Here is a 22,639-nt window from a genome sequence, read left to right on the forward strand (position 1 = left end):
ACCCGCGACGACGTGTTCGACACCCTTTCCGATCGCCTCGCAGCGACGTTCAAGAACCTTCGGGGCAAGGGCCGCCTGAGCGAGGCGGACATCGACGCCACCGCCCGCGAGATCCGCATCGCGCTGCTGGAGGCGGACGTCGCGCTGCCGGTCGTCCGGGCCTTCATCAAGCAGGTGAAGGAGCGCGCGCTCGGCTCCGAGGTCTCCGGCGCGCTGAACCCGGCCCAGCAGATCATCAAGATCGTCAACGAGGAGCTCATCGCCATCCTCGGCGGCGAGACCCGCCGGGTGCGGTTCGCCAAGAACGGCCCGACGGTGATCATGCTCGCCGGTCTGCAGGGTGCGGGTAAGACCACCCTCGCCGGCAAGCTCGGGCACTGGCTGAAGACGCAGAAGCACACCCCGCTGCTGGTCGCCTGCGACCTCCAGCGCCCCAACGCCGTCAACCAGCTGCAGGTCGTCGCCGACCGCGCGGGCGTGGCGTTCTACGGGCCGCAGCCGGGCAACGGCGTCGGCGACCCGGTCCAGGTGGCGCGGGACTCGATCGAGTACGCCAAGCAGAAGCAGCACGACGTCGTCATCGTCGACACCGCCGGCCGCCTCGGCATCGACGCCGAGCTGATGCAGCAGGCCGCCGACATCCGGGCCGCCGTCAACCCCGACGAGGTCCTGTTCGTCGTCGACGCGATGATCGGCCAGGACGCGGTCACCACCGCGCAGGCCTTCCTCGAGGGCGTCGACTTCACCGGTGTGGTGCTCTCCAAGCTCGACGGCGACGCCCGCGGCGGTGCCGCCCTGTCGGTCGCGCACGTCACCGGCCGGCAGATCATGTTCGCCTCCAACGGCGAGAAGGTCGACGACTTCGACGCCTTCCACCCGGACCGGATGGCCTCGCGCATCCTCGGCATGGGTGACGTCCTCTCGCTGATCGAGAAGGCCGAGCAGACCTTCTCGCAGGCCGAGGCCGAGAAGATCGCCGCCAAGCTGCGCGGCGGCCCGAAGCAGTTCACGCTGGACGACTTCCTGTCCCAGCTGGAGCAGGTCCAGAAGATGGGCTCGATCTCCAAGCTGCTCGGCATGCTGCCCGGCATGGGCCAGATCCGCGAGCAGATCAACAACATCGACGACAAGGACGTCAATCGCGTCGGCGCGATCATCAAGTCGATGACGCCGGCCGAGCGTGCCGAGCCGGAGCTGATCAACGGCTCCCGCCGGGCCCGCATCGCCAAGGGCTCGGGCGTCCAGGTCGGCGAGGTGAAGAACCTGGTCGAGCGGTTCTTCGAGGCCCGCAAGATGATGTCCGCGATGGCCTCCGGCAAGGGCGTCCCCGGCATGCCGGGCATCCCGGGCATGGGCGGCGGCGGCAAGAAGTCCGCCAAGAAGGCCCCGGTCGCCAAGGGCAAGCGCAAGAGCGGCAACCCGCTGAAGCGGGCGCAGGAGGAGGCCGCGGCCGCCGAGCGCCGCGCACTCGGCGCCGGCCAGGCACCCGCCGAGGGCGGCGCGTTCGGCCTCGGCGCGGGCAAGGGCCCGGCCGACTTCGAGCTGCCCAAGGAGTTCAAGGACCTGCTGTAGTCCTGCTCCGTTCCTCGGAACGTGCGGGGCGAACGGCCCGCCACCCGGTTCCCTGCGGGCGGCGGGCCGTTCGCACGCCCGGTGGTCATCCGAGATGATGGTCCGATGCGAGTGACGATCAGGGCCCCGCGGGCCGGGGACGAGGTGGCGTACGCCGAGGCGGTCCGGCGGTCCGCCGAGCACATCGGCCGGTGGAACCCGGTGGAGCCGGACGCGCTGCCGGACCTGATGGAGCGCCAGGGTCCCGCCCTGCGGACCTTCCTGATCGTCGACCGGGAGACCGGCGGACTGGTCGGCAAGGTCAACGTGGCCAACATCGTGATGGGCCGGTTCTGCAACGGCGCGCTCGGCTACGACTCGTTCCTGCCGTTCGCCGGCACCGGGCGGATGACCGAGGGCCTGCGGCTGGTGCTGGACCGCTGCTTCGCCCCGCTGACGGCGGGCGGACTCGGCCTGCACCGGCTGGAGATCAACGTCCAGCCGGACAACGACCGGTCGATCGCCCTGGCCAAGCGGCTGGGCTTCCGGCACGAGGGGTTCACCCCGCGGATGCTGTTCCTCCAGGGGGCCTGGCGGGACCACGAGCGGTTCGCGCTGACCGCCGAGGAGTGGCCGGGGTCGGCCGCCGAGGAGGAGCGGGGCTGACCCGGCGGGGCGGCGTTGCGGTTGGAGGAGCCGAGCGGATGTCCGTATTGTCCGATGGGTGACTGATCCCGTGCCACCGCGCCAGACCCCCGACCAGCCATGGCGGTCGGAGGGTGCCCCACCCCCGCCGCCCCCGCGGCGCAAGATGCCCGGCGGCTGGACCGGCCTCATCCTCACCGCCCTGGTGGTGTTCCTGATCAGTGACGTGCTGCTGTCCTTCTTCGGCCCCGGCGGCGCCACCACGATCTCCTACACCGAGTTCAACAACCAGCTGAACAAGGGCAACATCACCAAGATCTACTCCAAGGGCGACTCGATCGAGGGCACCCTCAAGAACGCCGAGCCCAAGCCGGGAGGCGGCAAGGGGACGTACACCGAGTTCGAGACCCAGCGGCCGGTCTTCGCCGGGGACGACCTCTGGAGCACCCTCCAGAAACAGGACGTCGAGGTCACCGCGGAACCGGTCGTCCAGCAGCGCAGCTTCCTCGCCAACCTGCTCATCTCACTGGCGCCGATGCTGCTGCTGATCGTCATCTGGGTGCTGCTCGCCCGGCGGATGGCGGGCGGGCTCGGCGGCGGGGCGCTCGGCCGCAAGGCCCCGCCCAAGCCGGTCACCGCCGAGTCCGGACGGCGCACCACCTTCGCCGACGTGGCCGGCATCGACGAGGTCGAGGCCGAGCTCACCGAGGTGGTCGACTTCCTGAAGAACCCGCAGCAGTACCGCCGGCTCGGCGCCAAGATGCCGCGCGGCGTGCTGCTCAGCGGCCCGCCCGGCACCGGCAAGACCCTGCTGGCCCGGGCCGTCGCCGGCGAGGCGGACGTGCCGTTCTTCTCCGCCTCGGCCTCCGAGTTCATCGAGATGATCGTCGGCGTCGGCGCCAGCCGGGTGCGCGAGCTGTTCGCCGAGGCCCGCAAGGTCGCCCCGGCCATCGTCTTCATCGACGAGATCGACACCATCGGCCGCCAGCGCGGCAGCGGCGGCGGCATGGGCGGCCACGACGAGCGCGAGCAGACGCTCAACCAGATCCTCACCGAGATGGACGGCTTCAGCGGATCCGAGGGCGTCATCGTCATCGCCGCCACCAACCGGGCCGACGTGCTCGACCCGGCGCTGCTGCGCCCCGGCCGCTTCGACCGGCGGATCACCGTCAGCCCGCCGGACCGCGACGGCCGTGCGGCCATCCTGCGCATCCACTCCCGGGAGGTCCCGCTGGCCGGCGACGCCGACCTGAACCGGCTCGCCAAGGTCACCCCCGGGATGACCGGCGCCGAGCTGGCCAACCTGGTCAACGAGGCGGCCCTGCTCGCGGTCAAGCGCCGCCAGGACGCGGTGAACGACCGGGACCTCTCGGACGCGCTGGAGAAGGTCCAGCTCGGCGCCGTCCGGCCGCTGGTGATGCCGCAGGCCGAACGGGAGCGGACCGCGTACCACGAGAGCGGCCACGCCCTGCTCGGCATGCTCCAGCCGGGCGCCGACCCGGTCCGCAAGGTCACCATCGTGCCGCGCGGGCGCGCCCTCGGCGTCACCCTCTCCACCCCGGAGAACGACCGGTACTCCTACACCGAGCCCTATCTGCGCGGCCGGATCATCGGCGCGCTCGGCGGGATGGCCGCCGAGCAGGTCGTCTACGGGGTCGTCACCACCGGCGCGGAGAGCGACCTGGAGCAGGTCACCAACATCGCCCGCGGCATGGCCGGGCGGTGGGGGATGAGCGAGCGGGTCGGCCGGCTCACCGCCGTCCCGTCCGACCCGCAGGGCGCCTACGGGCTCTCCGCGGCGCCGACCACGCTGGACGCGGTGGACGAGGAGGCCCGGCGGATCGTCGCGGAGTGCTACGAGGACGCGGTGCGGCTGCTGACCGAGCAGCGGGCCCGGCTGGACGCGCTGGCGGCGGCGCTGCTGGAGGCGGAGACGCTGGACGAGGAGGCGGCCTACCGGGCGGCGGGGGTGCCCCGGAAGGCGCTCGACCAGGCCTGAGGGCCCCGCTGCCTGAGGGCCCCGCTGTGAGGGGCGCGCGCCGTGGTGGTGCGCGCCCCTTCGTCGTCCCGTGCCACGGGTCGTTTCCCGCCCCGCCGGTCCGGGCCGTGGACCCGGCCCGGGCTCAGCGGGGGCGTTCGGCGATCAGGTAGCGGAAGACGTTCGTCATCCGCACCGACCCGTCCGGCCGCAGGAACGGCTGCAGCGCCTCCTCCAGCTCCTTCGTCACCAGCGCCGGCCCGGAGAACTCCGCCGCCGCGTCGTACAGCCCGGTGGAGAGCAGCCCGCGCACCGCGCTGTCCGGGTCGGGGTAGGCGAACGGGCAGCCGACCCGGCCGCCGCCGGCCGGGCGCAGGCCGGTCCCGGCGAGCAGGTCCTCCAGCGCGCCGGGCGGGCTCAGCTCGAACGGGTCGCGGGCCCTGCTGCGCCGGGCCATCCGCCGGGCGACGTCCAGCACGGCCGCGCTCTCGCAGCGCTCCCGCGGCCCCCAGGCGGCCAGCACCAGGTGTCCGCCGGGCAGCACCAGCCGGGCCGCGCCGGCCACCGTCCGGCGCGGTTCGCTGCCCGGCGGCGGCTGCTCGAAAACGGTGACCAGCGAATAGGCCGAGCGGGCGACGTCCGCCTCCGGCCGGTGGTGCGCCCGCACCCGCAGCCGGCGCTCCCGGGCCAGCGCGCGCAGCTCGTCGTCGGGCTCCAGCCCGGCCACCTGCGCGCCCCGGCCGGCGGCCAGCAGCAGGGCGAGGCCGGAGCGGCAGCCCAGGCCCAGCACGCTCGTCGCCGGACCGACCTCCAGGCGGTCGTGGACGGCCTCGTAGAGCGGCACCAGCATCCGCTCCTGGATCTCCGCCCAGTCCCGGGCCCGGGCGGTGGCCCGCCCCGCGCCGGGGGGTGCTGCGGTCGTGCCGGTCACCCGCGCTGAAGCCATCGCGGCCTCCCATCCGGTCCCTCGGTGTGCTGCTCCGACCCCCCTCGACGTCCCGCCCCCACTCCAGCGAACAGCGGCTCGGGCGCGGCGTCCAGAGGGGTGCGGGGTGGTGCGCGCGTGTCGGGGTCGTGCGCCCCCGGGCGGGCCGCCGGGTGGAACGGATTCGAAGTCGGGGGCCCGCTCCCCGTACGATTCGCCCATGGCTAAGGCACCCGTTCTCACCCCCCAGGCGGAAGACTTCCCGCGCTGGTACCAGGACCTCATCAACAAGGCCGAGCTGGCCGACAACGGTCCGGTGCGCGGCACCATGGTCATCCGACCGTACGGCTACGGTCTGTGGGAGCGGATGCAGCAGGAGATGGACGCCCGGATCAAGAAGGCCGGCGCCCAGAACGCCTACTTCCCGATGTTCATCCCGCAGTCCTACCTGACCAAGGAGGCGGAGCACGTCGAGGGCTTCGCCCCCGAGCTCGCGGTGGTCACCCACGGCGGCGGCAAGCAGTTGGACGAGCCGGTCGTCGTCCGGCCCACCTCCGAGACGATCATCAACGAGTACTTCTCGAAGTGGGTGCAGAGCCACCGCGACCTGCCCCTGCTGATCAACCAGTGGGCCAACGTGGTCCGCTGGGAGCTGCGCCCGCGCGTCTTCCTGCGCACCACCGAGTTCCTCTGGCAGGAGGGCCACACCGCCCACGCCACGTACGAGGACGCCCGCGACTACGCCTCGATGATCCACACCCAGGTCTACGGCGACTTCATGACCAACGTGCTCGGCATCGACGTCGTGCTCGGCCGCAAGACCGCCAAGGAGCGCTTCGCCGGCGCCATCAACACCCTCACCCTCGAAGGCATGATGGGCGACGGCAAGGCGCTGCAGATGGGCACCAGCCACGAGCTGGGCCAGAACTTCGCCAAGGCGTTCAACACCACCTACCAGCTGCAGGGCGCCGAGCGCGAGCACGTCTGGCAGACCTCCTGGGGCGTCTCGACCCGCATGGTCGGCGGCCTGATCATGTCCCACGGCGACGACAGCGGCCTGCGCGTCCCGCCGCGGCTGGCCGCCGTCCAGGCCGTCGTCCTCGCCATCAAGGGCGACGACGCGGTGATCGCCAAGGTCCGCGAGATCGGCGCCGCGCTGGAGGCCGCCGGCATCCGGGTGGTCGTCGACGACCGCACCGACACCCCGTTCGGCCGCCGGGCCGTCGACTGGGAGCTCAAGGGCGTGCCGCTGCGGATCGAGGTCGGCCCGCGCGACCTGGAGAACGGCACCGCGATGCTGGCCCGCCGGATCCCGGGCGGCAAGGAGCCGGTCTCGATCGACGCCCTGGCGGCGACCCTCCCGGCCATCCTGGAGGAGGACCAGGCCCTGCTGCTGCGTCAGTCGCGCGAGCGCCGCGAGTCCCGCACGGTCGACGTGAAGACCATCGAGGAGGCCGCCGAGGCCGCCGCCACCGGCTGGGGCCGGATCTCCTGGGCCGAGCTGGGCCCGGAGGGCGAGGCCAAGCTGGCCGAGCAGGGCGTCTCGGTGCGCTGCATCGTGGCGGCCGACGGCTCGGTGCCCGAGGCGGACGACCAGGAGGGCAACGTCGCGCTCGTCGCGCGTGCCTACTGACCGTTCGGTGGCTTCCCGGTGGCTTCCCCGCGGCTTCCCCGGACAGGGGACGATCACGAAGGATCTCGCCGCAAAACGAGGTCCGGTGACGTGTTCTGACGGTTGTCGACCCGGTTGACGGGAAATTCGGACGGCCGGTGACCGGCGTTGTTCCGAACATGTCTCACATACCGACATCCCTACTGGTCGGTCAACTGCCGGTATTAACGGAATAGCGGTACGGTGTACGGCCCGTGGCCCTGTCAACTCGACAGGACCACGGGCCGTACGTCCTGGGGGCGACAGCCCGCTCCCGGACGGAATTGACGAGGCGCCCGCCGAGCCGGCGGGCCCAAACCTGCAGGGGGTTGGTCTTGCGTCAGATCCGGAACGCGCATTTCGCGCGTGGTCACACATTCCTGAGAGTTTCCTGGGAAATCCCGGGGAACCGGAACACGCGGAACATCGGCTCCTACTCCATCGTTGGTCTAGCGTGAGCACGACACAGCCCCTCGTTCTCGCGGCCGAACTGGCCGCCGCCTGGAGTGACATCCAGGCCTACCACCAGGACCTCCCCGACCTCGCCTCGCCCGAGGCGCTGATCGGCGAGTCCTCCTCGGCCTGTGGCACCCGGCTCGGTTTCGAGCGGCTCCTCCACGAGGCTGCCCATGGTCTGGCCGCGGCCCGGGACATCCGGGACACCTCGCGGGCCGGCCGCTACCACAACCGGCGCTTCCTGCTCCTGGCCTCCGAGCTGGGCCTGGCGCACCCGGTCGAACCGCACGCCAGCAGCGGCTTCTCCCAGGTGACCATGCTCAAGGAGACCCGCGAGCGGTACGCCGACACCATCGAGCGCCTGGACCGCGCCCTCGGCGCGCACCAGGAAGCGGTGGCCGGCGACGGGGCCTCGCGGGCCTTCCGCGGTCCGGCGGCCCGGCACGGCTCCTCCGGGGGCGGCGTCCGGGTCAAGGCGGTCTGCGGCTGCGGGCGCAACGTCCGGGTCGTGCCGTCGGTGCTCGCGCAGGCGTCCATCGTCTGCGGCGCGTGCCAGCAGCCGTTCAAGATCGCGTAGCTTCGGCTCGCATCTCGTCGTACAACTCGTCGTACAACTCGGGGAGCCTCGCGGCTCGGGGAACCGAGGGAAGCCGGCGGGCGGCTGTGCGGGCAGTGGCCCGGCCGGAGCGACCCGGCTCAGATCAGCAGAGATTCAGTACAGAACCACCGATGATCCACCGATGATTCGCCAGTGAGGTGCACCGCGCAGGTGCGTGTTGGGCTGACCGGGAGCGGGGGCTCCCGGTCGACCTGTTTTCGGGGGTCGGCGCCCCGTGTGGCAGAATGGACCGCTGAGTACTCGGCAGCCGGGCAGGACCCCTCTCTCCTTCGGCTGGCGTGTCCCTTGAACGGCCCGCCGCGCAACCCCACGCGAGGTCGGCGCCGCTCACCCACGTCAACTCCAGGAGATTCCACTCCCGTGGCAGTCAAGATCAAGCTGAAGCGTCTCGGCAAGATTCGCTCCCCGCACTACCGCATCATCGTCGCCGACGCCCGCACCAAGCGTGACGGTCGCGCGATCGAGGAGATCGGCATCTACCAGCCGACCTACAACCCCTCGAAGATCGAGGTCGACGGCGACCGCGCCCAGTACTGGCTGTCCGTCGGCGCCCAGCCGACCGAGCCGGTGCTCGCCATCCTCAAGCTGACCGGCGACTGGCAGAAGTTCAAGGGCCTGCCGGCTCCGGAGCCGCTGAAGGTCGCCGAGCCGAAGGTCGAGGACTTCTCGCACCTGTTCGCCAAGGCCGTCGCCGGCTTCGAGGACGCCACCACCGGTGTCGCCATCACCCCGAAGGCCAAGAAGTCGGACAAGGCCGAGGCTGAGGCCGACGCCGCCGCCGAGGCCTGAGCGTGATCGAGGACGCCCTCGACCACCTGGTGAAGGGCATCGTCGAGCACCCCGACGAGGTGCAGGTGCGCTCGCGCAACCTGCGCCGGGGCAACACCATCGAGGTGCGGGTGCACCCCGATGACCTCGGCAAGGTGATCGGCCGGGGTGGCCGCACGGCGCGCGCCCTGCGCACCGTGGTCGGCGCCCTCGGCGGTCGCAACGTCCGGGTCGACCTGGTCGACGTGGACAACATTCGCTGACCAGGCTGCTCGTTCAGCCGTCAGGGTTTTCGAGGCCGGTCGGGACGCATGTCGTCCCGGCCGGCCTTCGCCGTTCTCGCGGGCGCCCCCGTGGCGTTCCCGCGGCGCTTTGCAGCAGTCAGTAGCACTCCGCAGCACTCCGTAACACTCCGCAGCACTCATCCAGGAGAACGATCACCGTGCAGCTCGTCGTCGGCAAGATCGGCCGCGCCCACGGCATCAGGGGGGACGTCAGCGTCGAGGTCCGCACCGACGAGCCGGAGCTCCGGCTCGGCCCCGGTGCCGTCCTGCTCACCGACCCGGCCTCGGCCGGTCCGCTGACCGTCGAGTCCGGCAAGGTGCACAGCGGACGGCTGCTGCTGCGCTTCGCCGGCGTCAAGGACCGCAACGGCGCCGAGGCGCTGCGCGGCACGCTCCTGATCGCCGAGGTCGACCCGGAGGAGCGTCCGGAGGACCCGGAGGAGTACTACGACCACCAGCTGATCGGCCTGGACGTGGTCCTGCTCGACGGCACCCCGGTGGGCGAGCTCACCGAGGTGATCCACCTGCCCTACCAGGACCTGCTCACCGTGAGGAAGGCGGACGGGACGGAGGTGCTGGTGCCGTTCGTCACGAGGATCGTGCCGACCGTCGACCTGGAGAACCAGCGCGCCGTCATCGACCCGCCGGCCGGGCTGATCGACCCGGAGCACGCCGAGGTCGCGGGCGCCGGGGAGGCCGCTGGAGCCGGGGGCGCCGCTGAGACCGGGGACGCAGGGGACGCCGGGGACGCCGGGGACGCTGCGGAGGAGTCGCGGTGATCTCCGAGGAGACCGTGGTGAGCTCCGAGGGGACCGTGGAGGCCGTCGGGACCGCTGAGGCCGTCGGGGCGGCGGCGCCGCCGGTGCGGCACGGGATGCGGATCGACGTGGTGTCGATCTTCCCCGAGTACCTGGAGCCGCTGAACATCTCGCTGGTCGGCAAGGCGCGCGCCCGCGGCCAGCTCGACGTGCACGTCCACGACCTGCGCGACTGGACGTACGACGTGCACCGGACCGTCGACGACAGTCCGTACGGCGGCGGCCCGGGCATGGTGATGAAGCCCGAGCCGTGGGGCGAGGCGCTCGACGCGGTGCTCGCCGGGGGGCCGGAGGGGGAGCTGCCGACCCTGGTGGTGCCCACCCCCAGCGGCCGCCCCTTCACCCAGGAACTCGCGCAGGAGCTGGCCGGCCGGCCGTGGCTGGCGTTCACCCCGGCCCGGTACGAGGGCATCGACCGGCGGGTGATCGAGGAGGCGGCCACCCGGATGCCGGTGGTCGAGGCGTCGATCGGCGACTACGTGCTGGCCGGCGGCGAGGTCGCGGTGCTGGTCATGGTCGAGGCGATCGCCCGGCTGCTGCCCGGGGTGCTCGGCAACGCCGAGTCCCACCGGGACGACTCCTTCGCGCCCGGCGCGATGGCCGACCTGCTGGAGGGCCCGGTCTACACCAAGCCCGCCGAGTGGCGCGGCCGCACGGTGCCGGACGTCCTGCTGAGCGGGAACCACGGCCGGATCGCCCGCTGGCGCCGGGAGCAGGCCTTCGCCCGCACCCTGGCCAACCGGCCGGACCTGGTGGCGCGCTGGCGGCACGCGGACTTCGACAAGAAGGACCGCGAGGCGCTCTCCGTGCTCGGCCTCGCCTGGGACGAGGGGCTCGGCCGATTTCGGTCCGCGGCCGGTGGTGTGGAAGAATAGGCCGCTGCTGTCTGTCGCTGGGCTCCTCCCGTAGGGGTCACGTGGTTCGGCGCCCCCGCCACGGGGGGATCGTCGGTAGCCGGTGCGGCCCGCAGCAGACCCCATTTGTGACGACTTCCGTGGGCGGCCCGTGGCGCCTGCGATGGAGAGCAACATGAGCAACAAGCTCGCTGCTGTCGACGCGGCCTCGCTGCGTAGCGACATCCCGGCCTTCCGCGCCGGTGACACCCTGAAGGTTCACGTCCGGGTCATCGAGGGCAACCGCTCCCGTGTCCAGGTCTTCCAGGGCGTCGTCATCCGCCGTCACGGCGCCGGCATCGGTGAGACCTTCACCGTTCGCAAGGTCAGCTTCAACGTCGGTGTCGAGCGCACCTTCCCGGTGCACACCCCGGTCGTCGAGAAGATCGAGGTCGTGACCCGCGGTGCGGTTCGCCGCGCCAAGCTGTACTACCTGCGTGACCTCCGCGGCAAGGCCGCGAAGATCAAGGAGAAGCGCGACCGCTGATCCACCGGCCCCCGGCACTGCCGGGGGATCGGATCGCTCTGGGGGGCCGGGCTGCCGCACGGTAGGCTCAGCCCCCGATGAGCACGCACGAACCACCCGCGGACCGCGACGGCAGTCCCGCACCCACCGGTGCGGACTCGCCGACGCGGTCCGCGGTCGTTTCCGCGGCCGTTTCCGGGAGCGACCCCGAGGACTCCGGCACGGAGGGGGCCGGCACGGAGGGGGCCGAGGAGGCGGAGGAGGCGGAGTCCGCCGGCGGGCGCTCGCGCTCGCGGGACCTGCTGCTGCTGGTGGGGATCTGCCTGCTCGCGCTGCTGCTGGTGAACGCCTTCGTGGCGCGGCCGTTCTCGGTGCCCTCCGGGTCGATGGAGAACACCCTGCGCCCGGGCGACCGGCTGGTCGTGAACCAGCTCTCCTACGCCTTCGGCGGCCACCCGCGGCGCGGTGACGTGGTGGTGTTCGACGGTACGGGCTCCTTTCTGCGCAAGCCGCTGGAGCGCGACGGCCTCGGGAAGTCGCTGCGCTCCTTCGGACGGGACATCGGGCTGCTCCCGGCCGGAGACTCGGTCTACGTGAAGCGGGTGATCGGCGTCGGCGGTGACCGGGTCACCAGCGCCGGACCGGGCGACCCGCTCACCGTCAACGGCGTGCCGGTCGACGAGTCCGGCTACCTGTTCCCCGGCGACGAGCCCTCCGCCGTGGCCTTCGACGTGGTGGTGCCGGCCGGCAAGCTCTTCGTGATGGGCGACCACCGCAGTGCCTCCCGGGACTCCCGCGACCACCTCGGCGACCCCGGGGGCGGGTTCGTCCCCGAGTCCAAGGTGATCGGCCGGGCCGCCTGGGTGGTCTACCCGGTCGGACACTGGACCACCGTGGACCGGCCGGCGGCCTTTGCCGCGACAGGGGGGACCGGTGGCCATGGGGACCAGAGGTAGGGGACGGCTCGCCGACCGCCCGCCCGCCGGACCCGACCCCGCCTCCCCGACCGGCACCCCGCCCGGCCCCGAGACCGGGACGGAGGAGGCCCCGGCGCCCGCCGCGGCCCCCGCTCCCGTGGTGCGCGGGCGCGCCGAGCGCCGGCGCAGCGCCCGCCGGGCCGCCCGCCGCCGCAGACGCTCCCGCCTGCGCGAGATCCCGCTGATCGTCGTGGTCGCGCTGGTCGTGGCGCTGGTGATGAAGACCTTCCTGGTGCAGGTCTTCGTGATCCCCTCCGGCTCGATGGAGCAGACCATCCAGGTCGGGGACCGGGTGCTGGTGGACAAGCTCACCCCCTGGTTCGGTGCCGAGCCGGAGCGCGGCGAGGTGGTGGTGTTCAAGGACCCGGGCGGCTGGCTGGAGAACGCGCAGGAGTCCTCGACGGACGGGCCGGTCCTGCGCGGGGCCAAGCAGGTGCTGACCTTCGTGGGGCTGCTGCCCTCCGACAACGAGCAGGACCTCATCAAGCGGGTGATCGGGGTCGGTGGCGACACCGTCGAGTGCTGCGACGAGCAGGGCAGGGTCAGCCTCAACGGCAGGCCGCTGGACGAGCCCTACCTCGCGCCGGGCAACCCGCCCTCCCGGCAGCCGTTCAAGGTGAAGGTGCCGCAGGGCCGGCTCTGGGTGATGGGCGACCACCGGGACGTCTCCGCCGACTCCCGTTTCCACATGGGCAATCCGGGGCAGGGCACCATCCCGGTGAGCGGTGTGGTGGGACGGGCGTTCATGATCGCCTGGCCCCCGGGCCGGGTTCATCAACTTGAGGTGCCGGTTTCACTCTCCTCGCTGGCGCGGGCTCCGGCGGGCGGCGGCGCCGTGCCGAACTCGCCGGGTGGGTGGCCGGTTCCTGAGGAACCTCCGCTCGTTATGGGTGTGTTGGGCATCCTTCCGCTCATCGGCCGCCGGGTGGGGCGAGCCCGGCTGTAGGCCCGGGCGGGCCGGTCGCCGAGCGGACCGCGCGTGTGGGACCGCGAGCCGGATGCCCGGGAGTGATAGAGAAGTGCTGGGTGCGGCCGGCTCGTGACGAGGGGTCGCACCCGAAGGCTGTGCCGGTGTCAGGCGGACCCGTTCGGGGCCGGTTTCCGGCGGGTGCGGCCGGTGGTGGAACGTGGTGCCCGCTGTGCGGCACTGTGAGCGCGGACGCACGGGCGTCCGCACAGCAGGGAGGAGACGTTGTGGGGGATTTGGTGATCGGCGCCCGCTCAGGCGCCGGCGAGCCCGAGGGCTCCGGCGGCCGGGCGGCCCGGTCCGCGGAGGCCGCGGCGCCTTCGGCCTCGGCCGAGGAGGCGGCGGCCCAGTCCGCGGACGGGCACGGCGACGGCACGGGTGACAACCCGCCGCCCCTCCCCGAGGAGCCCGGGCCGGCGGACGGCACCGAGGAGCCGTCGCCGCGGAAGGAGCGCAAGCCACGCTCGTTCTGGAAGGAGCTGCCGATCCTCATCGGCATCGCCCTCGTCCTGGCGCTGGTGATCAAGACGTTCTTCGTCCAGGCGTTCTCCATTCCGTCGGAATCGATGCAGAACACGCTGCAGGTCGGTGACCGGGTCCTGGTGGACAAGCTCACCCCGTGGTTCGGTGCCGAGCCCGAGCGCGGCGAGGTCGTGGTGTTCCACGATCCGGGCGGCTGGCTGGCCGACGAGCCCACCCAGGAGAGCAGCAACTCCTTCGTCCGGGGCGTCCAGGACGTGCTGAGCTTCGTCGGCCTGATGCCCTCCGACAACGAGAAGGACCTCATCAAGCGGGTCATCGCGGTCGGCGGGGACACCGTCGAGTGCGAGGGCGAGGGGCCGGTGAAGGTCAACGGGATCGCGCTCGACGAGCCGTACGTCTACGCCGGCAACACCCCGTGCGGGACGAAGCCGTTCGGTCCGGTGAAGATCCCCGACGGCCGGATCTGGGTGATGGGCGACCACCGCGCTGACTCGCTCGACTCGCGCTTCCACATGGACCAGCCGGGTGGCGGCTCCGTCCCGGTGGACGACGTGATCGGGCGCGCCTTCGTGGTGGCCTGGCCGGTCAACCACTGGTCGACGCTGCCGGTGCCGGACACCTTCGACCAGAAGGGCCTGGCGGCGGCCGTGCCGGCGGTGCCGGCAGCGGCCGGTGCCGTGGGCGCCGTCGCCCTGCTCCCGCTGGTCCGCCGACTGCGGAACCGGCCGGAGCGCGAGCGGAGGTCCTGACCTCGACCGGGGGCTCCCGGGTCTTGCGCGGGCCGTGGTACCGACGAGTAATCTGCTCGGACGTGCCACGGCCCGCCGGGTTTTCCACCCCTGGTCCCGGCGCGCCGCCGTGAGCGTTTCCGGGTCGGTCAGGGGTTGGACGGTGTCGATGAGCAGTGTCGTGGAACGGACGACCGACGATCCGCCGGTCACCGCCCGCCGCCGGCCCGGCCCCGGGGCCGTGGCCCAGGGGGTGCTGCTCGGCCTCGGCCTGGTCCTGCTGATCGGCGGCTTCGCGGTGATCGCCGCGAGCTACCGGCCGTACGGCGTGCCGACCGCCTCGATGGCGCCCACCGTCCAGGCCGGGGACACCGTCCTGGCCCGGAAGACCGACGGCGCGGACGTCGGGCGCGGCGACGTGGTGGTCTTCCGCGACCAGGCCTGGGGCGGCCGCCTCATGGTCAAGCGGGTGGTCGCGATCGGCGGCGACACCGTCGCGGTCGGCACCGGGGACCAGCGGCTGACCGTCAACGGCAAGCCGGTGGACGAGCCGTACCTCGCGGCGCAGGGCGCCCAGGGCGCCGCGTTCAGCGTGGAGGTACCGCCCGGCCGTCTCTTCCTGCTCGGCGACAACCGGCTCGGCTCGCTCGACTCCCGCGTCCACCTGGAGGTCGACGGCGGGACCGTCCCGGCCACCGAGGTGGAGGCCCGGGTCGAGGCCACCGTGCTTCCGCTCGGCCGGGCGGGCCTGCTGGCCGGCACCTCGGCGTTCGAGACGGTCGACGGGAAGCTCCCGGCCGGCCCGGGACCGCTGGAACCCGCGTTCTGGGCGAGCGTTGTAGGCGCGGCGACGATCCTCGTGACCACGGCGGTGAGCGGGGTGGCGGGCCTGGCGCGCCGTCGCCGCCGCGCGGCCTGATCCCGCCCGGCCCGGTCCGAGCCGGGACCGCTCTGCCCAACCTCGCCCCGGACGACCGCGCCGGGTGGCAGGATCGGGGGAGCGACCGGGGCGGAGGAAGGGAGCGTGGAGGCTCGTCATGGCGGCACAGCGGCGCAGGGCTGCACGGATCCTGCTGCTCGACGGGCGGGACCGGCTGCTGCTCTTCCACGGCGCGGACCCGGCGGTGCCCGGCGTCACCTGGTGGTTCACCCCCGGCGGCGGCTTGGAGCCGGGCGAGGACCTCCGGGACGCCGCCGAGCGCGAGCTCCTGGAGGAGACCGGGTTGCGCGGCGTGGAGCTGGGACCGGTGGTGGCGTACGGCAAGGCTTCGTTCTCCTATCGGGGGCGGCGCTACGAGCAGGAGCAGTGGTTCCACCTGGCCCGCACCGCGGAGACGGTGCTGGACCACTCGGGCATGGGCGAAGAGCACGCCCAGCTGCTCGCGGCACGCTGGTGGACGGTCGGGGAATTGCGGGCCACCGCCGAGACCGTCTATCCGGTCGGGCTGGTGGACTTTCTGGAGCGGCTGTTGACCGAGGGGCCGCCGGCCGCTCCGGTCAGGCTCTGAGGGTGAGTGCGGTGGTCCACAATGGGTGGACGTGACAAGTTGAGGGGACGCCTGGATGAGTGCCGAAGATCTCGAGAAGTACGAGACCGAGATGGAGCTCAAGCTCTACCGGGAGTACCGGGACGTCGTCGGCCTGTTCAAGTACGTGATCGAGACCGAGCGACGGTTCTACCTCACCAATGACTACGAGTTGCAGGTGCACTCGGTGCAGGGCGAGGTGTTCTTCGAGGTGTCGATGGCGGATGCGTGGGTCTGGGACATGTACCGGCCGGCCCGGTTCGTCCGCAAGGTCCGGGTGCTGACCTTCAAGGACGTGAACATCGAGGAACTCGCCAAGAGCGACCTGGAGCTGCCCTCGGACGAGTCCGGCTTCGGGAACTGACGGTGGACCGCCCGGCCCCCGGATGTCCAGGGGAATTTCGGGTATTCCGGGTTAATCACCCCCGAGGGTGACAGGAGTTATCCACAGGCCCGAGTTGTCCACAGGGAAAAACAACTCTCTGGTCCCTTCGCGGACCGCACGGCAGCCTCCACGGCGGAGGTGGTCACCGTGCAGGAGATCGAGCGCACCCCGCGCAAGCAGACCGCGAAGGCCCGGAGGGACGGGCAGCCGCGCCGGAGGACGGCGCGGGCCCCGGCGGACGGCCCGCCCCCGTCGGCCGCGCCGGGACCGGAGCGGCCGACCAACACCGGCCTCGGCCGCTACGGCGAGCAGGTGGCCGCCCGCCGGCTCGCCGAGGACGGGCTGCGCATCCTCGACCGCAACTGGCGCTGCGTCGAGGGCGAGCTGGACATCGTCGCCCTCGACGGCGACACCCTCGCGGTCTGCGAGGTCAAGACCCGCTCCGAGCGGGGCTTCCAGCAGCCCAGCGAGGCCATCGGCCCGACCAAGGCCGACCGGCTGCGCCGACTGGCCGAGCGCTGGATGGCCGAACGCTGGCCCGGCCACTTCGCCCGGCTGGCCGGCCCCGAGTACCGGCCCGGCGCCGCCGACCCGCCGTGGGCGCCGGTACCGCCCGGCGGCGTCCGGATCGACCTGGTCGCCGTGATCAACCGGACCCGTGGCGCGGCCTCGGTCGACCACCTCCGGGGGGTGGTCTGAGTGGCCTTCGCCCGGACCTGCTCGGTGGCACTGGTCGGCGTCGACGGGGTGATCGTCGAGGTCCAGGCCGATCTGGAGCCCGGGGTGGCGGCGTTCACCCTGGTCGGCCTGCCGGACAAGGCGCTCTCCGAGGCCCGCGACCGGGTGCGCGCGGCGGTCGTCAACAGCGGCGAGGCCTGGCCGCAGCGGAAGCTGACCGTCGGGCTGAGCCCGGCCTCGGTGCCCAAGAGCGGCAGCGGTTTCGACCTCGCGGTGGCCTGCGCCGTGCTGGCCGCCGCCGAACGGCTCGACCCGTCCGCGATCGCCGAGCTGCTGCTCATCGGCGAACTCGGGCTGGACGGGCGGGTGCGCCCGGTGCGCGGGGTGCTCCCGTCGGTGCTGGCCGCCGCGGACGCCGGCTACCGGCGCGTCGTGGTCGCCGAGCAGACCGCCGCCGAGGCCGAGCTGGTCCCCGGGGTGACCGTCCTCGGCGTGCGCAGCCTGCGCCAGCTGATCGCCGTGCTCACCGGTGCCCCGGAACCGGAGGAGCCCGCCGACCGCCCCGGCGGGCAGCCCGATCCGCTGATGGCGGGCCTGATGCTCCCCAGCGCGGGGGTCCGCGGCCTGCCCGACGAGGCGGCCGCCCGGATGGACCTCGCCGACGTGGCCGGCCAGTACGAGGCCCGCCGGGCGCTGGAGATCGCCGCCGCCGGCGGTCATCACCTCTATCTCAAGGGACCGCCCGGCGCGGGCAAGACCATGCTGGCGGAGCGGCTGCCGGCGCTGCTCCCGCCCCTCACCCAGAAGGAGGCGCTGGAGGTCACCGCGGTCCACTCGGTGGCGGGGCTGCTCCCCGCCGGGCGGCCGCTGGTCGACCGCGCGCCCTACTGCGCCCCGCACCACTCGACCACCATGCCGGCGATCGTCGGCGGTGGCAGCGGACTGCCGAGACCGGGTGCGGTCTCGCTGGCCCACCGGGGCGTCCTGTTCCTCGACGAGGCGCCGGAGTTCCCCGTCCGGGTGCTGGACGCGCTGCGCCAGCCGCTCGAATCGGGTGAGGTGGTGATCGCCCGGTCGGCCGGTTCGATGCGGCTGCCGGCCCGGTTCCTGCTCTGCCTGGCCGCCAACCCCTGCCCGTGCGGGCGCCACTCGCGGCGGGGCGAGGGCTGCGAGTGCACGCCCGCCATGGTCAGCCGGTACCAGGGGCGGCTCTCCGGACCGCTGCTCGACCGGGTCGACCTCCAGGTCCAGGTCGCCCCGGTGACCAGGGTCGAGCTGATGCAGCGCGACGCCTCCGCCGAGACCACCGAGGTCGTCGCCGCCCGGGTGCTGGCGGCCCGCGAGCGCGCGGCGGCCCGGCTGACCGGCACACCGTGGCGGACCAACGCCGAGGTCCCCGGCCACGAACTGCGCACCCGCTGGCAGCTGGCCTCGGGCGCGCTGAACGACGCCGCGCGGCAGCTCGAACGCGGCCTGCTGACCGCCCGCGGCCTGGACCGGGTGCTGCGGGTCGCCTGGACGGTCGCCGACCTGGCCGGCCGCGACCGCCCGGAGCAGCGCGACGTCCGGACGGCCCTCGTCCTACGCACCGGGGTCGAGCAGGGGCTCCCGCTGACGGAGCGCTTCTTCGGCCGGCCGGACCCCGGCCCGGACCCCGCCCCGGACCGGGCGGGGGACCAGCTGGGTGATCGGGCCGGCGCCAAGGCGGAGCGCCGTCCCGCCCGCCCCCGCTCCGCCCGCCGCACCGCCGATCCCCAGCCCGAGCCCGAGGAGGCCGGCCCGTGAACCGCACCGCGAACGACCTCGCCCAGGGCCCGCCCGCCGAACCGGGGGCCGCCCCCGTCTCCCGGCCGGCGGCGCCGCCCGAGCCGGCACCACCGCGGCCCGAACCCGGACCCACGCCCGAACCCGAGCGCCTCGCCCGGGCGGCGCTCAGCAGGCTCGGCGAACCGGGGGACGCCGCGCTCGGCCGCTGGCTCGCCCACTCCGACGCCCTCGACGTCGTCCGGGCGATCCGGGACGGTACGCCCCCCGGCCCACCGGGCCCGGACGGGGCCCGGCTGGCGGCCTACCGGGCCCGGCTGCCCGGTCTCGACCCGGTCGCCGACCTGGAACGGGTGCGGGCGGCCGGTGGACGCTTCATCATTCCGGGCGACACGGAGTGGCCGAGCCAGCTGGACGACCTCGGCGAGGGTCGCCCCACCGGCCTCTGGGTGGTCGGCACCGGCTCGCTGCGCCTGCTGGCGCTGCGCTCGGTCGCGGTGGTGGGCGCCCGGGCGTGCACGGCGTACGGCGCGCACGTCGCCGGCGACCTCGCCGCCCAGCTGGCCGAACGCGGCTGGGTGGTCGTCTCCGGCGGCGCCTACGGCATCGACGCGGCCGCCCACCGGGGCGCGTTGGCGGTCGGCGGTCCCACCGTCGGTGTCCTCGCCTGCGGGGTGGACGTGGCCTACCCGCGGGGCAATACCGGGCTGATCCGCCGGATCGCCGAGCAGGGGCTGCTGCTGAGCGAACTCCCGCCGGGGGAGCACCCGACCAGGTTCCGGTTCGTGCTGCGCAACCGGGTGATCGCGGCGCTGACCCGGGGCACCGTGGTGGTCGAGGCGGCGCTGCGCAGCGGTGCGCTCAGCACCGCCAGACGCGCCCGCGACCTCAACCGGCACACCATGGGCGTGCCCGGCCCGGTGACCTCGGAGCTGTCCTCCGGGGTGCACGCCCTGATCCGCAGCGGCGCCGCCACCGTGGTCACCGACGCCGCCGAGGTCGTCGAGCTGATCGGCGCGATCGGCGAGGACCTGGCGCCGCAGCGCGGCGGGCCGGTGCTGCCCAGGGACCTCCTGGAGCCGGCGGCGGCCCAGGTCCTGGAGGCGGTGCCCGCCACTCCGGACGGCGCGCCGGTGGAACGGCTGGCCCGGCAGTCCGGGCTCCCGCCGGACGAGGTGCTCCAGCGGCTCTACGAGCTGGGTTCGCTCGGCCACGTCGAACGGCACGGCGCGCACTGGCGCCTGGTGCGAAGGAGGTGACGGCGGGTCCGGATGGCCGACGGTGCGGGGAGGACCGCACGGACGGGTGAGCGGAGGGACCGGGATTGACGGGCCGGGCGGGCGCGGCGGGGCGGGCGTCCGGTGCGTCCACCCCGGGTGCCCCGGGTACCCCGGGCCGGTGACACGAACGCCACCGGATCGGGGGACGACCGAGTGGCGGTAGCACTGTGCAGCGAGTCGGTCACGCTACGCTCGCCATGCCTTCCCTATCAGCACATGACTCGGCAGAACGGCGCAGACCAACGTATGCCCACACACATTCCCGGACACCGAGTGACCGGTGGCGCCCGGTCCTCGGGAGGGCCGCGTACCGAGCGGCGCACCGTGACCGAGTTCCCGCCCAAGGCCGGGGGCGGGATGGGGGCCCTCGCGCGGCAGGGCGGCCGTCCGGCGCACCCCGGGGCGCACGACGACCGCCAGGACGCGCCCGGCGCTTCCGCCGACCCGGCCGCCCCCGCGTCGGCCGGGGCGCCGGGTCACCGCCGGGAGGCGTGCGGCCGGGAACGCACGGCGCTCGAAGAGCTCTGGCGCGCCTACAAGGAGACGGCCGACCAGCGGCTGCGGGAGCAGCTGATCCTGCACTACTCGCCGCTCGTCAAGTACGTGGCGGGCCGGGTCGGGGTGGGCCTGCCCTCCAACGTCGAGCAGGCCGACTTCGTCTCCTCCGGGGTCTTCGGGCTGATCGACGCGATCGAGAAGTTCGACATCGAACGCGCCATCAAGTTCGAGACCTACGCCATCAGCCGGATCCGCGGCGCGATCATCGACGAGCTGCGGGCACTGGACTGGATCCCGCGCTCCGTGCGGCAGAAGGCGAAGGCGGTCGAGCGGACGTACGCGACGCTGGAGGCCCGGCTGCGGCGGACGCCGAACGAGCCCGAGGTGGCGGCCGAGATGGGCATCGCCATCGAGGACCTGCACGCCATCTTCAGCCAGCTCTCGCTCGCCAACGTGGTGGCGCTCGACGAACTGCTGCACCCCGTCGGCGAGGGCGGCGACCGGCTCAGCCTGATGGACACCCTGGAGGACCACGGCGCGGACGACCCGGTCGAGGTGGCCGAGGACCGCGAGCTGCGCCGGCTGCTGGCGCAGGCCGTGAACACGCTCCCCGAGCGGGAGAAGACCGTGGTGACGCTCTACTACTACGAGGGCCTGACCCTCGCCGAGATCGGCCAGGTGCTCGGGGTGACGGAGAGCCGGGTCAGCCAGATCCACACCAAGTCGGTGCTCCAGTTGCGCGCCAAGCTGTCGGACATCCGGTAGCGGTCCGGCGGCACGCACCCCGGCCAGGGTGCGCCGCGTACGCCCGGTCCGCGCTCTGCGCCCCGGTACGCCACCCTCCGCATCGCGCCGATGCGCGGCACCGTACCGGCGGGATGTAGGGCTCCGTACAGTGGAGGGCGTGCCGAAGATCCGAGCAGCCAGTGTGGCCGAGCACCGTCAGATGCAGCGGGCAGCCCTCCTCGACGCTGCCCGCAGTCTCCTCACCGAGGGAGGCATGGAGGCCCTGACCTTCCCCGCGCTCGCGGCGCGCACGGGACTCGCGCGGTCCTCGGTGTACGAGTACTTCCGCTCGCGGGCGGCCGTGGTCGAGGCGCTCTGCGAGAGCGACTTCCCGCTCTGGGCCGCCGAGATCGAGGCCGGGATGGCGAGCCGGGACACCGCGGCCGAGCGGATCGAGGCCTACGTCCGGGGCCAGCTCGCGCTGGCCGCCGACCCGCGCCACCGGGCGGTCGCCGCGATCTCCGCGCTGGAATTGGACGACGCGGCCCGCGAGCGCATCCGGGCGGCGCACGGGACGCTGGTCGGGCTCGTGGTGCAGGCCCTGGAGGACCTCGGCCACGAACAGCCCCGGCTGGCCGCCGCGCTGCTGCAGGGCATCGTCGAGGCGGCCGTCCGGCAGTCGGAGCAGCGGGCCGCGGGCGGGCGGGCCGAGAGCCCCGAGGTGATCGCGGACGCCGCCGTCGCCCTCGCCCTGCACGGTCTCGGTCCGAGCTGACCCGCCGCGCCGGGTCCCCGGGGAGCGGATCCGTGAGCGGCAGCAGCCGGGCCCGCCCGGTGCCGAACAGGGCCTGCGGGTCGAGGTAGCGCCGTCCGCGCAGCAGCCCCCAGTGCAGGCAGACGCCGTCGGCGCAGTGGCCCCTCGTGTCGGCGAGCCGTCCGATCACCTGGCCCGCCGCCACCGCGGTGCCGACCGCGACGGCGGCGGTCACCGGCAGGTAGGTGGTCCGCAGTGGGGGCGCCGGGGGAGCGCCCGCCGTCGGATGGGTGACGGTGACCACCGGCCGCCCGGCCACCGGCCCGGCGAACGTCACCACCCCGGGGGCCGCCGCCCGGACCTCCGCCCCGGGAGCGGCCGCCAGATCGACCCCCCGGTGCCCGGCGCCCCACGGCCGGGCCGGTGCCTCGAAGCGGCGGACCACCGCGCCCGGCCGGCCGCCCGGACCGTCCACCGGCCACGCCCGCCCACCGCCACCTCCCGCGCCGACCTCACCCGTGCCGACCTCATCCGCGCTGATCTCACCCCAGCCACCCGCCGCGTGCCCCAGCGCCCCGGCCCGCCCGGCGGGCAGCAGCGAGCCCAGTACCAGCAGCACCACCAGCAGCACCCGTCGGCCGGATCGGCCGGATCGGCCGGGCGGGGGCCCGGCCGGAGTCCGGGCGGCAGGAGCAGTCGTGCCAGTCATGCCGCCGAGGGTCCCCGGCCCGCGCCGACCCGGCCACCCCTTCCCCGGTTCCTGTGGACAACCCGCCCCTGTGGACCGTGGCCGTCCCTCCAACGGGTGTACGCCACCGG

22 protein-coding genes and 1 pseudogene are annotated in these 22,639 nt (G+C 73.6%); 21 read left to right on the plus strand and 2 right to left on the minus strand.

Annotation, left to right across the window (positions count from 1 at the left end):
• Window positions 1-12 precede the first annotated feature (12 nt).
• From ffh to ftsH, 3 genes are all read left to right on the plus strand, one after another.
• Window positions 13-1,572: a signal recognition particle protein gene (ffh, locus tag ABTX81_RS31050; RefSeq protein ID WP_350552636.1), complete on the plus strand. Its 1,560-nt coding sequence runs from the start codon at window positions 13-15 to the stop codon at window positions 1,570-1,572.
• 105 nt (window positions 1,573-1,677) lie between these two features.
• The gene (locus ABTX81_RS31055; RefSeq protein WP_350552527.1) at window positions 1,678-2,217 is read left to right on the plus strand and encodes a GNAT family N-acetyltransferase; all 540 of its coding nucleotides are present in this window, start codon (window positions 1,678-1,680) and stop codon (window positions 2,215-2,217) included.
• A 58-nt stretch (window positions 2,218-2,275) separates the two neighbouring features.
• On the plus strand, window positions 2,276-4,195 hold the full coding sequence (ftsH, locus tag ABTX81_RS31060) for an ATP-dependent zinc metalloprotease FtsH (RefSeq protein WP_350552530.1): 1,920 nt from the start codon (window positions 2,276-2,278) through the stop codon (window positions 4,193-4,195).
• A 124-nt stretch (window positions 4,196-4,319) separates the two neighbouring features.
• Here ftsH and ABTX81_RS31065 read toward each other — a convergent pair whose 3' ends face one another.
• Complete coding sequence (locus ABTX81_RS31065; RefSeq protein WP_350552533.1) at window positions 4,320-5,120, minus strand: methyltransferase domain-containing protein; 801 nt, start codon at window positions 5,118-5,120, stop codon at window positions 4,320-4,322.
• Between the two features lie 199 nt (window positions 5,121-5,319).
• On the opposite strand from ABTX81_RS31065, the gene proS reads away from it, so the two are divergent.
• From proS to ABTX81_RS31155, 18 genes are all read left to right on the plus strand, one after another.
• Window positions 5,320-6,732: a proline--tRNA ligase gene (proS, locus tag ABTX81_RS31070; RefSeq protein ID WP_350552536.1), complete on the plus strand. Its 1,413-nt coding sequence runs from the start codon at window positions 5,320-5,322 to the stop codon at window positions 6,730-6,732.
• 472 nt (window positions 6,733-7,204) lie between these two features.
• Window positions 7,205-7,783 (plus strand): hypothetical protein, encoded by a 579-nt coding sequence (locus ABTX81_RS31075; RefSeq protein ID WP_350552539.1) that lies wholly within the window; start codon window positions 7,205-7,207, stop codon window positions 7,781-7,783.
• Between the two features lie 402 nt (window positions 7,784-8,185).
• Window positions 8,186-8,614: a 30S ribosomal protein S16 gene (rpsP, locus tag ABTX81_RS31080; protein WP_344337896.1), complete on the plus strand. Its 429-nt coding sequence runs from the start codon at window positions 8,186-8,188 to the stop codon at window positions 8,612-8,614.
• A 2-nt stretch (window positions 8,615-8,616) separates the two neighbouring features.
• Window positions 8,617-8,856: an RNA-binding protein gene (locus ABTX81_RS31085; protein ID WP_030056773.1), complete on the plus strand. Its 240-nt coding sequence runs from the start codon at window positions 8,617-8,619 to the stop codon at window positions 8,854-8,856.
• 179 nt (window positions 8,857-9,035) lie between these two features.
• Window positions 9,036-9,656, plus strand: coding sequence for a ribosome maturation factor RimM (gene rimM, locus ABTX81_RS31090; RefSeq protein WP_350552543.1), 621 nt, complete (start codon window positions 9,036-9,038; stop codon window positions 9,654-9,656).
• A gap of 95 nt (window positions 9,657-9,751) precedes the next feature.
• Complete coding sequence (gene trmD, locus ABTX81_RS31095; RefSeq protein WP_350552638.1) at window positions 9,752-10,570, plus strand: tRNA (guanosine(37)-N1)-methyltransferase TrmD; 819 nt, start codon at window positions 9,752-9,754, stop codon at window positions 10,568-10,570.
• A 154-nt stretch (window positions 10,571-10,724) separates the two neighbouring features.
• A complete protein-coding gene (gene rplS, locus ABTX81_RS31100; RefSeq protein WP_030306736.1) occupies window positions 10,725-11,075 on the plus strand; it encodes a 50S ribosomal protein L19 in 351 nt (116 codons plus the stop codon).
• A 77-nt stretch (window positions 11,076-11,152) separates the two neighbouring features.
• Window positions 11,153-12,010, plus strand: a complete 858-nt coding sequence (gene lepB, locus ABTX81_RS31105) for a signal peptidase I (RefSeq protein WP_350552547.1) — start codon at window positions 11,153-11,155, stop codon at window positions 12,008-12,010.
• Complete coding sequence (lepB, locus tag ABTX81_RS31110; protein ID WP_350552549.1) at window positions 11,994-12,977, plus strand: signal peptidase I; 984 nt, start codon at window positions 11,994-11,996, stop codon at window positions 12,975-12,977. Before lepB (ABTX81_RS31105) ends, lepB (ABTX81_RS31110) begins: the two co-directional genes overlap by 17 nt.
• Before the next feature lie 248 nt (window positions 12,978-13,225).
• Entirely contained in the window at window positions 13,226-14,230 is a 1,005-nt protein-coding gene (gene lepB / locus ABTX81_RS31115) for a signal peptidase I (protein ID WP_350552552.1), read from the plus strand.
• Between the two features lie 148 nt (window positions 14,231-14,378).
• Entirely contained in the window at window positions 14,379-15,128 is a 750-nt protein-coding gene (gene lepB, locus ABTX81_RS31120; protein WP_350552555.1) for a signal peptidase I, read from the plus strand.
• 118 nt (window positions 15,129-15,246) lie between these two features.
• Complete coding sequence (locus ABTX81_RS31125; protein ID WP_350552558.1) at window positions 15,247-15,717, plus strand: NUDIX hydrolase; 471 nt, start codon at window positions 15,247-15,249, stop codon at window positions 15,715-15,717.
• Between the two features lie 55 nt (window positions 15,718-15,772).
• Window positions 15,773-16,099: a DUF2469 domain-containing protein gene (locus tag ABTX81_RS31130; protein ID WP_030056781.1), complete on the plus strand. Its 327-nt coding sequence runs from the start codon at window positions 15,773-15,775 to the stop codon at window positions 16,097-16,099.
• Between the two features lie 333 nt (window positions 16,100-16,432).
• Window positions 16,433-16,819, plus strand: coding sequence for a YraN family protein (locus ABTX81_RS31135; protein ID WP_350552641.1), 387 nt, complete (start codon window positions 16,433-16,435; stop codon window positions 16,817-16,819).
• Entirely contained in the window at window positions 16,820-18,583 is a 1,764-nt protein-coding gene (locus tag ABTX81_RS31140; RefSeq protein ID WP_350552561.1) for a YifB family Mg chelatase-like AAA ATPase, read from the plus strand. It abuts the gene before it with no gap.
• Window positions 18,580-19,821 carry a DNA-processing protein DprA gene (gene dprA, locus ABTX81_RS31145; RefSeq protein ID WP_350552564.1) on the plus strand — a complete coding sequence of 414 codons (1,242 nt, stop codon included), beginning with the start codon at window positions 18,580-18,582 and terminating at the stop codon, window positions 19,819-19,821. The genes ABTX81_RS31140 and dprA overlap by 4 nt, the downstream gene beginning before the upstream one ends.
• Window positions 19,822-20,166: 345 nt before the next feature.
• Window positions 20,167-21,105 (plus strand): RNA polymerase sigma factor WhiG, encoded by a 939-nt coding sequence (whiG, locus tag ABTX81_RS31150; protein WP_350552566.1) that lies wholly within the window; start codon window positions 20,167-20,169, stop codon window positions 21,103-21,105.
• Between the two features lie 163 nt (window positions 21,106-21,268).
• Window positions 21,269-21,841 carry a TetR/AcrR family transcriptional regulator gene (locus ABTX81_RS31155; protein WP_350552644.1) on the plus strand — a complete coding sequence of 191 codons (573 nt, stop codon included), beginning with the start codon at window positions 21,269-21,271 and terminating at the stop codon, window positions 21,839-21,841.
• Between the two features lie 136 nt (window positions 21,842-21,977).
• Here the strand turns inward: ABTX81_RS31155 and ABTX81_RS31160 are convergent.
• A pseudogene (locus ABTX81_RS31160) lies at window positions 21,978-22,529 on the minus strand (M23 family metallopeptidase); the annotation flags it as partial.
• Window positions 22,530-22,639 lie beyond the last annotated feature (110 nt).

The sequence above is a fragment of the Kitasatospora sp. NPDC097605 genome (assembly GCF_040302725.1).
In the GTDB taxonomy this organism is placed as follows: domain Bacteria; phylum Actinomycetota; class Actinomycetes; order Streptomycetales; family Streptomycetaceae; genus Kitasatospora.

Coding starts and splice junctions, on each gene's coding strand:
- lepB (WP_350552555.1), top strand. CDS start 14,379: ATGAGCAGTGTCGTGGAACGGACGACCGACGATCCGCCGGTCACCGCC.
- proS (WP_350552536.1), top strand. CDS start 5,320: ATGGCTAAGGCACCCGTTCTCACCCCCCAGGCGGAAGACTTCCCGCGC.
- ABTX81_RS31130 (WP_030056781.1), top strand. CDS start 15,773: ATGAGTGCCGAAGATCTCGAGAAGTACGAGACCGAGATGGAGCTCAAG.
- ABTX81_RS31065 (WP_350552533.1), bottom strand. CDS start 5,120: ATGGCTTCAGCGCGGGTGACCGGCACGACCGCAGCACCCCCCGGCGCG.
- ABTX81_RS31055 (WP_350552527.1), top strand. CDS start 1,678: ATGCGAGTGACGATCAGGGCCCCGCGGGCCGGGGACGAGGTGGCGTAC.
- lepB (WP_350552547.1), top strand. CDS start 11,153: ATGAGCACGCACGAACCACCCGCGGACCGCGACGGCAGTCCCGCACCC.
- ABTX81_RS31125 (WP_350552558.1), top strand. CDS start 15,247: ATGGCGGCACAGCGGCGCAGGGCTGCACGGATCCTGCTGCTCGACGGG.
- rplS (WP_030306736.1), top strand. CDS start 10,725: ATGAGCAACAAGCTCGCTGCTGTCGACGCGGCCTCGCTGCGTAGCGAC.
- lepB (WP_350552549.1), top strand. CDS start 11,994: ATGGGGACCAGAGGTAGGGGACGGCTCGCCGACCGCCCGCCCGCCGGA.
- trmD (WP_350552638.1), top strand. CDS start 9,752: ATGCGGATCGACGTGGTGTCGATCTTCCCCGAGTACCTGGAGCCGCTG.